This window comes from Bacillus sp. EB106-04-02-XG92 (genome assembly GCF_058791995.1).
Map to the genome: position 1 here is coordinate 967,174 of NZ_JBYTEA010000001.1, position 10,953 is coordinate 978,126.

A 10,953-nucleotide genomic window follows, 5' to 3' on the forward strand; every position below is an offset into this window, starting at 1 on the left:
CTGTTGGACCGGTATCTCCCGTTGGACCCGTACTTCCGATTGGACCGGTGACTCCCGTTGAACCCGTACTTCCGGTTACTCCTGTATTTCCTGTTGCTCCTGTACTTCCAGTTACTCCTGTATTTCCTGTTGGACCGGTATCTCCCGTTGGACCCGTACTTCCGATTGGACCGGTGACTCCCGTTGAACCCGTACTTCCGGTTGCTCCCGTTTCTCCTGTGGCTCCTGTATTTCCTGTGGGACCTGTTACTCCTGTGGCTCCAGTACTTCCCGTTGGACCCGTACTTCCGGTTACTCCTGTATTTCCTGTTGAACCTGTACTTCCGATTGGGCCGGTGACTCCCGTTGAACCTGTACTTCCGGTTGCTCCCGTTTCTCCTGTGGCTCCTGTATTTCCGGTGGGACCTGTTACTCCTGTGGCTCCCGTATTTCCTGTTGGACCCGTACTTCCGGTTGAACCCGTTGCTCCAGTACTTCCCGTTGCTCCCGTATTTCCGGTTGGTCCTGTGCTTCCTGTACTTCCTGTCAAGCCGGTGACTCCCGTGGCTCCGGTACTTCCCGTTGACCCCGTATTTCCTGTTGGTCCTGTACTTCCGGTTGAACCCGTTACTCCCGTTGGACCTGTTTCTCCTGTGGCTCCGGTACTTCCTGTGGGTCCTGTACTTCCTGTCGAGCCGGTGACTCCCGTGGCTCCGGTACTTCCCGTTGTTCCTGTATTCCCAGTTGCTCCCGTACTCCCGGTTGCTCCCGTATCTCCTGTGGCTCCGGTACTTCCTGTTGGACCGATATTTCCTGTGGCCCCAGTACTTCCCGTTGAACCTGTATTCCCGATTGCTCCGGTACTTCCTGTTGGACCGGTATTTCCTGTGGCCCCCGTGCTTCCCGTTGGACCTGTTTCTCCGGTTGCCCCAGTATTTCCCGTTGGACCCGTTTCTCCCGTCGCTCCTGTACTTCCCGTTGGACCTGTTTCTCCTGTGCTTCCTGTACTTCCCGTTGGACCTGTTTCTCCGGTGGGACCCGTTTCTCCCGTTGAACCTGTATTTCCTGTTGGACCGATATCTCCTGTTACTCCGGTACTTCCGGTTGTTCCTGTATTCCCGGTTGCTCCCGTACTCCCGGTTGCTCCCGTACTTCCCGTTACTCCCGTGTTCCCAGTTGCTCCCGTACTTCCTGTGGGTCCTGTACTTCCTGTTGGTCCTGTGCTTCCTGTCGATCCCGTTACTCCCGTTGGACCCGTTTCTCCTGTGGCTCCCGTATTTCCTGTGGGTCCTGTACTTCCTGTCGATCCCGTTACTCCCGTTGGTCCTGTTTCTCCGGTTGCCCCGGTACTTCCCGTTGGACCCGTTTCTCCTGTGGCTCCTGTACTTCCCGTGGCTCCCGTATTTCCTGTTGGTCCTGTACTTCCTGTCGAGCCGGTGACCCCCGTTGGACCCGTTTCTCCGGTTGGACCTGTTTCTCCGGTTGCCCCAGTACTTCCCGTTGGTCCTGTGCTTCCTGTCGATCCCGTATTTCCGGTTGAACCTGTATTTCCTGTTGGACCTGTTTCTCCGGTTGCCCCAGTATTTCCCGTTGGACCCGTGACTCCGGTTGCTCCCGTACTTCCCATGGCTCCTGTATTTCCGGTTACTCCTGTGCTTCCCGTTGAACCCGTATTTCCTGTAGCCCCCGTGCTTCCCGTTGGACCAGTATTTCCGGTTACTCCCGTACTTCCCATTGGACCCGTGGCTCCTGTTACCCCTGTATCCCCAGTTGGACCCGTGACTCCGGTTGCTCCGGTACTTCCCGTTGGACCCGTACTTCCCGTTGGACCCGTACTTCCCGTTGGACCCGTACTTCCCGTTGTCCCTGTCATTCCAGTCGGTACTGGAGGGAAAGTAGGGCCGACAAGATCTGGGGATAACTTAAAATTAGAATTTATCAACCTCTGTATTTTTTGATTTTCATCATTTCCTTCCACTACTCCCACCACCTCCCCAAAAATACAACTACAAAATATGTTTCATATAAGGTGAAACATATTTTGTAGGGGGTCTTACTGCCCGTTAATGCGGGATAAAAACTCACCTTCTATTTGAATTGTATTTTTCAAAAAGTCCTCCAATACTACTTTTCACACAATTACTCCTATTTTTATGCTATATAAACTCTTCTTATAAATAAAAACTCCCCCTATGATTTTAGGGGAGTCCAGCAGTCGAATCAAAATTATCTGTATTAGGGACAGCTTGTGCTATACTCGAAACATTTGCACTTTGCCCCATATTTGTTCCTGTTACAGTACCGGCAGGAGTACCTCTTGTATATGTTGTCGTCACCGAATCACCCGGCTGTAAACAAAGCTTCGTCTCCGTTCCTATTACCGTAACAACGTCAATCCAAGTACACCCCATTGAACCACTATACGATTTCGTAGCAGTAAATGAAGTATCACTCAAATTATCACCAGTAAATATATTCCCAGTGTTATTCACAATAACAAACTCTTTTATATGAGCAGGCATAATTACACTCTACCTTTCCTCTATGAACCTAATGTACGTGTACTCGTTGCTAATGGCGGAAGGAACACTGATGTCCTAATCACCGCTTCTGGCTGTCTTTTACCATTTAAAAAAATAGCCGCACTCGATCCTCCAGCACCTGCATATATTTTTGCTACAGCTAAAGGAGAGATATCATAACAATCGCCGACATTAACAGCCCCTGTATTATTAATAATTTTTACTTTCCGCAAGTTAATCCCCATTTACCTATCCCCCTTTTGTACACTGTATGCAAAAGAAAAAAACTTGAAACAAACATGTTTCAAGTTTTTTAACGAATTTCCCGAAAGAATTCTCCTTCCTCAAGCGTGTGAAGGGCGTAGCCTAACGATAGGTGGGAGATGAATTTCGTTTTGACAGTAGTCAAAAAATTTCTATAAACTAGCTATATGAGGTTCTTTGATAACTTGATATAGAAGGTTGCAGGAAGAAAATAGAGTGCGAAAACCAAGCCATTCGGTTCCTGCGTAAAATATCAACCGTATAAAGAGAACATCCAAGCATTGGTCATCTAGGGATGGAACGCCCCGAAGTAACGCTCAGGGAGACGAAAGGTTGCTTTCGTCGTGGAACTGAGAAGCTCCCACTTCAAGCTTTGCTAAGTGGTGAGTAGTTCACGCTACTTATTTCGTTTCTCCCTCATATTGAAGCATACCGCCAACCATGTTCACTGTTTTAAATCCTTGCTCATTTAAATAATGGCATACATTTTCACTACGCATTCCCGAACGACAAATAAAGATATATTCATTCTCTTTATCAAAGAAATCTACTTTATTTGGGATATCGCCCATTTTAATATGTACAGCTTCTGGAATTTTCCCTGCCGCTACTTCTTCATCTTCCCTTACGTCTACTAAAAATAACGTTTCTCCGCTTTCTAAACGCTCTTGCACTTCTTCTGTAGTAATTGTTTTAACTTCTGTCATATGTCGTTCCTCCTTATATACAATAAAACCTTTAGTTTCTTCTTTAAATAATCATTTCTAATCAATTTTAGCATGTGAAAGAAAGAACGCAAAGAACGGAAAATTTATTTCTCAATTTTCTCGCAAAACTTATTCTTTACAAACATAACTCGTGCATTGTATCCTCAATATACTTGTTTTATGAGAGGAGTCAATGAAAATGACACTTTTTCTTTTCATTATGGGCATCATTTTCTTAATCGCCGCAATTATTGCACTTAGTATGAAAAATAATAAAAAGATAAAATCACCACAAGAAATGTCATTCTTATTTCTATTGCTTAGTATCGCATTCTTCGGTATAGCAATTGCCACATATATTTTCCGTCTACAAATCATGTAAAAAAAGGTGCCTACTACATACATTGCACCTTTTTCACACCATTTATTTTCTACACAAGGCTAGACACTTTCCGATTCAAAAATTCATAAACTTTCTTTTCAAATAGATGAATATCAAACGCTCCTGCCATATGCCCATTTATACTTTCTATCTCATACACTTCCGCATATTTCCCTTGTTTTTGCAAAATATCTACCATTTTATAATTATAACGTGATGGCTGAAGCAGGTCTTGTTTGCACGGAATCATAAGTACATTTGCTTCTATGTTAGACAGTGCCTCTTCTAAAGACGAAAACCCATGCGCAATATCATGTAATAAAACTGCTTTCGCAGTATATATCCACGAATTTGCATCTACTAAAGCTATACTTCTTTTTGTAACTTTATTTATTTCTTTCTCAAATGATGTTAATGTAGAAATCTTTTCATACGGGTCTACTTCTATACTATTACGAGGAAATGTTGTTTCATAAAAATGCTCATCAAACGCGTTCATAAACATCATTCTATTCGCTAAATGAAGCCCCTTCATTGGCTGCTCTTCTCCGTATTTTCCGCCCTTCCAACTTGGATCTAATTGAATAGCCTCAATTGCATTTTGCGCTACATTTACCGACGTAATAATTGGATTTTGCGGATTCGTAATAACACCAATCATCCGCTCTATCATATGAGGATAATGAACAGCCCATTGCTGCGCAATCATCCCGCCAGCTGACGGTCCCATTACAGCATGTAGCCTCGGGATCCCCATATCTTTTATTAACTCATATTGCAGACGAGCTACATCAAGAAATGTAAAAACAGGAAAATTCATCGCGTATTCATCCCCAGTTTTCGGGTTAATCGATTTCGGTCCCGTTGTAGTTACATAAGGGTTCTTCACCTGCACATTACAAAGATTATCAGTGCATATAACGAAGTATTTATTTGTATCAATTGCTTTTCCTGGTCCAATTAAACCATCCCACCAGCCAGACTCCTCATCATGCGCCGTATATTTTCCTGCGGCATGACTCGTTGCACTAAAGTAATGACAAACCAAAATCGCATTTGACCTCTCTCTATTTAAAGTACCATACGTCTCATACCCCATTTGAACAGGAATTTCCCTACCATTTTGAAATGTAAACTCTTTTAAAATAAACTTCTCTTTTTTCACAAATTGCACAGACTCGCCCTCTTCCTGACATAGTATGAACTGCTTACTAAAGGATTTTTTCTATGCAAACCAATCTCCTCCTCCTTTTCATAAATAAATGAATAATATACAAAATTAGCCACAAAATAGCACTATATTACACAATTAAAGAGGGCATACATATGATTTGGAATTGGCTACGTAAGAAAAAAAAATCAAATGCAACAGAGAAAAGAGAAACAGATAACTCGGAGCAACAACCGAACAATCAAGAGGATAATAACCAAAAACAGACTAGAAGTATGAAACATAATAAAGGTAGCGATAGCGAGCAAAAAAAAGAGGAACATAAAGAATCTTCTCAAGATAAGCGGCAACATTCTAAACAAGACGACTCGAATCAGGATCAACAACAAAACTCTAAACAAGATGACTCAAATCAAGATCAACAGCAACGCTCTAAACAAGATGACTCAAATCAAGATCAACAGCAACGCTCTAAACAAGATGACTCAAATCAGGATCAACAACAAAGCTCTAAGCAAGATGACTCGAATCAGGATCAACAACAAAGCTCTAAACAAGATGATTCGAATCAGGATCAACAACAAAGTTCTAAACAAGATGACTCGGCCCAGGATCAACAACAAAGTTCTAAACAAGATGACTCGGCCCAGGATCAACAACAAAGCTCTAAGCAAGACGACTCGAATCAGGATCAACAACAAAGCTCTAAACAAGATGATTCGAATCAGGATCAACAACAAAGCTCTAAGCAAGACGACTCGAATCAGGATCAACAACAAAGCTCTAAACAAGATGATTCGAATCAGGATCAACAACAAAGCTCTAAGCAAGATGACTCGAATCAGGATCAACAACGCAGCTCTAAGCAAGGCGACTCGAATCAGGATCAACAACAAAGCTCTAAGCAAGGCGACTCAAATCAGGATCAACAACAAAGCTCTAAGCAAGGCGACTCGAATCAGGATCAACAGCAAGGCTCTAAACAAGATAACTCGGATCAAGATCAACAGCAAAGTTCTAAACAAAATGACTCATCTCAAGATCAACAGCAACACTCCGGAAATAATAGTATTTATGATTTTACGAAACCAGAAAAAGATCGTATTCATTCTCTACAAGATTTAATAGAGAAACTCAAAAAATCTAGTGATTTTGTTAATTACCATACATCTGACGATGAAACGATGCCTTATTGGATTTCTTACTATCGACCTTCGCTTGATGGTGAGAAATTGCAAAAGTATTTAATGCCTACTCTTTTAGAACGACCTAACGCTTCACTAGAAGAGCTGAAAGAACATATTCCGATGAGCGGTATTACAATTACGAACGATTTACAAAAAATTGAGGATATGGTTTTAAAGGGGCATGCGATTGTTCAAGTAAATCAACAAGAGCAAAAGTGTATGCTCGCAAATATTGCAATTGATAATTATCGTGCACCCACTCCTCCTTTAAATGAATCAACTGTTATCGGTCCTCAGGAAGGTTTCGTAGAGGATATTGATACAAATATTAATTTAGTTCGAAAACGACTTCCTGTTTTAGATTTACAAACAAAAGAAATGATTGTTGGCGAGTTTTCCAAAACAAAGGTTGTCATGATGTATTTAGACAACCTCGCTGAAAAAGATAATGTAGATTTTCTCGAGGAGTCATTACGCGCTCTTGAATATGATCAAATTAATGATAGTGCTTATATACAAGAACTAATGGGAGAAAAGTCGATTTTCCCATTATATATCAATACAGAACGTACTGATAGAGTTACAAAAGCACTAATTGATGGGAAAATCGCTATTTTTGTGGATGGTTCTCCAAGTGTCCTACTAACACCTGTATCCTATTTCGATTTTTTCATTTCCCCAGAAGACTATAATGTCTCTTGGATGTACGCTACATTTTCAAGGATTTTAAGATTAATTGCCGTGCTATTTTCAATTTGCGCTACACCGTTATACGTTGCAGTTTTAAATTATCATTATGAACTTATTCCGAGTGATTTACTTGAAACTTTGATTTTATCAAGGGCACAAGTACCGTTCCCACCTTTAATCGAAGCACTATTTTTAGAACTTGCAATTGACTTATTAAGAGAAGCTGGCGCGAGGTTACCGATGAAAGTTGGTCAAACGCTCGGTATTGTAGGCGGTATCGTAATCGGACAAGCATCCGTACAAGCTGGTTTAACGAGTAATATTTTATTAATTATCGTTGCCTTATCAGCACTCGCTTCCTTTATTACACCTATTTATAAGATGGGTAATGCGGTTCGATTACTACGCTTTCCCTTTCTTATGTTTGCAGAAATAGGCGGATTGTTCGGGATTTCTCTTGGATTTATCTTTTTATTTACTCATCTATTCAGGCTTACTTCCTTACGCAAGCCGTACGCTTTGTTTTATCCGACGAGGCAACAATCGGTTAAGGACTCTTGGATCCGTTTTCCTTTAACGATGATTGATACAAGAGATGTGCAAGCAAGACCACAACATGTAAAAAAATCAGCAAAAGGGATTTCAACAAAACATAGATCAGACTTCGATGATTAAGGAATGAGGTGCATTGATGAGTAAAGTTCAAGAAAAATATCAAATATCTCCTGTCTTTGTCTTCTTCTTAATTCACGGTGCACAGTTTGGAGCTGGCGTTCTCGGCTTCGCTCGAATTACTGCCAAGGCCGCTGGATACGACGGCTGGATAGGCGTTCTAATCACAGGACTCTGTATCCATCTCCTTATATGGATGATGTATTTTTTATTAAAAGAAACAAACGGAAATTTAATTGATTTACAACGACAAACGTTTGGAAAGTGGATAGGGAATGTCTTTAATATTATCTTTGCAGCCTATTTTTTAATCGTCAGTATTTCGGTCATTCGAACGTATGTTGAAATTATTCAAGTATGGATGTTCCCAACTGCTTCCACGTGGATGTTAACACTCTTTTTGTGCTTAGTTAGCTATTACATTGTCTCTTCTGGATTTCGTGTCATTACCGGTATTTGCGTCATCTCTGTTGGTGGTACATTAGGATATTTATTTCTAAGCTTATTTGTTTTGAAATATTCACATTGGGGGAATTTACTACCTATATTCACACATTCTTTTCCGGACATTTTAAAATCCGCTCAAGTATCAATTTACAGTATGACCGGTTTTGAGATTTACCTCATGGTATATCCATTTGTGAAAAAGCCTATGCAATCTCATAAATACGCTCAGCTTGGAGCACTATTTTCAAATCTTCTATATTTATTTAGCACCCTTTTAGCCTTTGCATTTTTTAGTGAAAAACAATTGCTAAAAACGATATGGGCCCAACTTTCTATGACCCAAGTCATTCAATTACCATTTATAGAAAGACTCGAATATATTGCAATTTCAGGCTATGCACTCGTTATTATTTCAAGTTTTATCCTCCCTTTATGGGCGTCCATGAGAGCAACACATGAAATATTCCGTGTAAAACAAAGAGGTGTTTTAATCGCTTTTATCTTTATCACTCTCATTGTTTCACAACTTTTAACAAACAGACACGATATTAATAATTTTATTAGTAATGCATCAAAGGGGAGTTTTTGGCTCATTTACGTATACATCCCAATCCTATTTATCATTGTGTGGGTGAAAAGAAAATGGAAAAAATCAAAAGCAAATTAATACTTATTTCTTGTATAGCACTTTTTAGTTTAACTGGATGTTTACAAAAAAATATTATCGATGACGTACACCTTATACAAGGAACTGTCTTTGATGTAGCAAAAGATAATAAAATAAAGGTAACATTTGTTTGTCCTATTCAGCAAAAAGGTAATAAAGTTCAAGTTTTTGAAGGGACAGCAAATGCGGTAAAACAAGTAAAAGCAGACACATCTTTAGAGTCTTCTCAACCATTTGCCAGCGGACAAATGCGTGTTTCTCTATTTACCCTCCGAATTGCTAAAAAAGGAATGGTTGCTTCCTTCGATACATTAATTCGTGATGTAAATATCGGAAATGCCTTATATGTTGCTTTACTCGACGGCAATGGTACTGAACTTTTAAAAGGAAAGTACACGACTTCATCTAACGTTGCAATTTATATAAAAAAAATGCTCGAACATAATATGAAGACAGGTCCTTTACCAACAGATAATCTGCATATAGGAGCATTCCGTTATTATCAAGAAGGGCAAGACTACTATATTCCAATTCTAAAGAAACATGGTGATAAAATAAAAATCACGGGAATTGGTCTTTTTAAAAAAGATAAATATGTTGGTAAAATCGCGGAAAAAGATATGTTTGTATTTAAAGGATTGTTAGAAGAACATAAGTTAGATTCACATGAATTTAAAGCAGATCCTGGGTACGTAATGATTAACAATATTCGTTCTGTTCCAACATACGATATAAAAATAAAAAACGGAAAGCCCTCCTTTTCCATTCATGTGAAGCTTGATGCCCGTATTCAAGAAGTATCGAAACAAATTAACTTAGAGAATGCTAAGAACACAAAAAAGATTGAGAAGGTCGTTCAAAAACAATTAAATACACAAGCTGCTAAATTAATTAAGCAGTTTAAATCTTTAGGTGTCGATCCCCTCGGGCTAGGAGCTAAATATAAGCAACATTATCGCCCATTCAAATTAGAGGAGTGGAGACAAATGTACAAAGATGTTCCAGTTACTATAAAATACACCGTAAATATTACAAATTCTGGTGTGATTGAATGAGAAATGATTGAACTCCTCTCTCCAGCATGATACAACGGAAAGAGGAGTTTTTATTTTAGATAGAGAGAGAAGATATTTATGGGGGAGCTTATGTCTAAAAAATTAGTAAAGCCTATTTTAAATGGTATTTTATTTCTCGGTGTCTTTTTATTTGCTCATACATACTTAAAAAATGTTTCCTTCACACGTTATTTACTTGTCGTTATACCAATGTTGCTCGTTGGTATGTTTGGCATCGATCTTATTTTATCTATTTTAATAAAAAAAGAAGAATAGCGAGCAGGGCTGTCCCAAAAGTATTCCGGGATGGCTTTCTTTTATTAATGGGTTATGTTTTGTCGTTTAGTCGATATAATCTTTCCCTATCTTAACTAAAAGCTAAAACTTTTGGACAGTCCCTTTTCATTTCATAATCACCCTATGTTACAATGAGATTCGGACAAAGCGAGAAAGGATGAAACAACATGACAAACGAAAAAGGTTTAGATAAAGGATATGAACTTGTTGCAAAAATGCATGAAGAGTTCGGACATCCTGTGACAAATACTCCAACAAAATTAACAGAAGAGCGTGCAAAAATTCGTGCAAGTTTTATGCAAGAAGAGCTAGAAGAATTTCTAGAAGCAACGACTGTTGAAGATCAATATGATGCACTAATTGACCTTATTTACTTTGCATTCGGAACGTTTGCTGAAATGGGCGTACGTCCTGATAAAGGATTCGAAATTGTAAATAACGCAAACATGGCAAAACTATTCCCTGATGGGAAACCTCGATTCCGCGAAGGCGATGGCAAAATTCTAAAACCAGAAGGCTGGCAAGCACCAGAGCCACAACTTCGTGCTGAAATCGAGCGTCAACGTCAAGAAGCTGAAAAAAACTGCTAGGGTTTCCTAGCAGTTTTTTATTATGTCTTTTTTCATTTAGTTCATTAATGACCCACGTGTCCCGCGTGCCCTGCTGCTCCACTAATGCTAGCCGCTCCTGCCGCTGCTCCTGCTGCTCCCGCTCCAATTCCACCTGCCCAAGGAGAAGATTGTTGTTGATACTGTTGGTATTGTTGGTGCTGTTGACCTTGTTGGCCTTGATGGCCATGTTGGCCGTGGTGACCGTGCTGACCATGATGACCGTGCTGACCATGATGACCATGATGACCATGATGACCATGATGACCATGATGACCATGATGACCATGATGACCATGATGACC

Annotated in this window: 12 protein-coding genes; 6 read left to right on the forward strand and 6 right to left on the reverse strand. The window is 40.1% G+C overall.

Translation table 11 applies throughout. The features are described from left to right. From AC3WVA_RS05150 to AC3WVA_RS05165, 4 genes are all read right to left on the reverse strand, one after another. A partial coding sequence (locus tag AC3WVA_RS05150; RefSeq protein WP_492321812.1) for a beta strand repeat-containing protein occupies positions 1–1,957 on the reverse strand: 1,957 nt, incomplete at its 3' end. Between the two features lie 220 nt (positions 1,958–2,177). Continuing rightward, positions 2,178–2,501: a hypothetical protein gene (locus AC3WVA_RS05155; RefSeq protein ID WP_048529455.1), complete on the reverse strand. Its 324-nt coding sequence runs from the start codon at positions 2,499–2,501 to the stop codon at positions 2,178–2,180. 20 nt (positions 2,502–2,521) lie between these two features. Continuing rightward, a complete protein-coding gene (locus AC3WVA_RS05160; RefSeq protein ID WP_000512461.1) occupies positions 2,522–2,746 on the reverse strand; it encodes a spore germination protein in 225 nt (74 codons plus the stop codon). 420 nt (positions 2,747–3,166) lie between these two features. Continuing rightward, positions 3,167–3,472, reverse strand: a complete 306-nt coding sequence (locus AC3WVA_RS05165; RefSeq protein WP_048529458.1) for a rhodanese-like domain-containing protein — start codon at positions 3,470–3,472, stop codon at positions 3,167–3,169. A 199-nt stretch (positions 3,473–3,671) separates the two neighbouring features. Between AC3WVA_RS05165 and AC3WVA_RS05170 the strand changes: the two genes are divergently transcribed. Next, complete coding sequence (locus AC3WVA_RS05170; RefSeq protein WP_044737521.1) at positions 3,672–3,854, forward strand: hypothetical protein; 183 nt, start codon at positions 3,672–3,674, stop codon at positions 3,852–3,854. A 49-nt stretch (positions 3,855–3,903) separates the two neighbouring features. Here the strand turns inward: AC3WVA_RS05170 and AC3WVA_RS05175 are convergent, their stop codons facing one another. Beyond that, on the reverse strand, positions 3,904–5,028 hold the full coding sequence (locus tag AC3WVA_RS05175; RefSeq protein WP_240676337.1) for a homoserine O-acetyltransferase family protein: 1,125 nt from the start codon (positions 5,026–5,028) through the stop codon (positions 3,904–3,906). A gap of 152 nt (positions 5,029–5,180) precedes the next feature. Between AC3WVA_RS05175 and AC3WVA_RS05180 the strand changes: the two genes are divergently transcribed. The 5 genes from AC3WVA_RS05180 to AC3WVA_RS05200 all read left to right on the forward strand — a co-directional run bounded on the left by AC3WVA_RS05180 (position 5,181) and on the right by AC3WVA_RS05200 (position 10,630). Continuing rightward, the gene (locus tag AC3WVA_RS05180) at positions 5,181–7,577 is read left to right on the forward strand and encodes a spore germination protein (protein ID WP_492321813.1); all 2,397 of its coding nucleotides are present in this window, start codon (positions 5,181–5,183) and stop codon (positions 7,575–7,577) included. Positions 7,578–7,593: 16 nt separating this feature from the next. Beyond that, complete coding sequence (locus AC3WVA_RS05185; protein ID WP_098347602.1) at positions 7,594–8,688, forward strand: spore germination protein; 1,095 nt, start codon at positions 7,594–7,596, stop codon at positions 8,686–8,688. Continuing rightward, positions 8,664–9,743, forward strand: a complete 1,080-nt coding sequence (locus AC3WVA_RS05190) for a Ger(x)C family spore germination protein (RefSeq protein WP_098347601.1) — start codon at positions 8,664–8,666, stop codon at positions 9,741–9,743. Before AC3WVA_RS05185 ends, AC3WVA_RS05190 begins: the two co-directional genes overlap by 25 nt. A gap of 90 nt (positions 9,744–9,833) precedes the next feature. Next, entirely contained in the window at positions 9,834–10,019 is a 186-nt protein-coding gene (locus AC3WVA_RS05195; protein ID WP_000038783.1) for a hypothetical protein, read from the forward strand. Between the two features lie 188 nt (positions 10,020–10,207). Further along, positions 10,208–10,630, forward strand: a complete 423-nt coding sequence (locus tag AC3WVA_RS05200) for a pyrophosphohydrolase domain-containing protein (RefSeq protein WP_000180547.1) — start codon at positions 10,208–10,210, stop codon at positions 10,628–10,630. A 44-nt stretch (positions 10,631–10,674) separates the two neighbouring features. Here AC3WVA_RS05200 and AC3WVA_RS05205 read toward each other — a convergent pair. Then, on the reverse strand, positions 10,675–10,953 hold a 279-nt coding region (locus AC3WVA_RS05205), incomplete at its 5' end, for a hypothetical protein (protein ID WP_492321814.1).

What these genes read in the sequence shown, in the direction of transcription:
- AC3WVA_RS05170 (WP_044737521.1), top strand. Translation starts at nt 3,672, where the DNA reads ATGACACTTTTTCTTTTCATTATGGGCATCATTTTCTTAATCGCCGCA.
- AC3WVA_RS05165 (WP_048529458.1), bottom strand. Translation starts at nt 3,472, where the DNA reads ATGACAGAAGTTAAAACAATTACTACAGAAGAAGTGCAAGAGCGTTTA.
- AC3WVA_RS05155 (WP_048529455.1), bottom strand. Translation starts at nt 2,501, where the DNA reads ATGCCTGCTCATATAAAAGAGTTTGTTATTGTGAATAACACTGGGAAT.
- AC3WVA_RS05200 (WP_000180547.1), top strand. Translation starts at nt 10,208, where the DNA reads ATGACAAACGAAAAAGGTTTAGATAAAGGATATGAACTTGTTGCAAAA.
- AC3WVA_RS05195 (WP_000038783.1), top strand. Translation starts at nt 9,834, where the DNA reads ATGTCTAAAAAATTAGTAAAGCCTATTTTAAATGGTATTTTATTTCTC.
- AC3WVA_RS05185 (WP_098347602.1), top strand. Translation starts at nt 7,594, where the DNA reads ATGAGTAAAGTTCAAGAAAAATATCAAATATCTCCTGTCTTTGTCTTC.
- AC3WVA_RS05160 (WP_000512461.1), bottom strand. Translation starts at nt 2,746, where the DNA reads ATGGGGATTAACTTGCGGAAAGTAAAAATTATTAATAATACAGGGGCT.
- AC3WVA_RS05180 (WP_492321813.1), top strand. Translation starts at nt 5,181, where the DNA reads ATGATTTGGAATTGGCTACGTAAGAAAAAAAAATCAAATGCAACAGAG.
- AC3WVA_RS05190 (WP_098347601.1), top strand. Translation starts at nt 8,664, where the DNA reads ATGGAAAAAATCAAAAGCAAATTAATACTTATTTCTTGTATAGCACTT.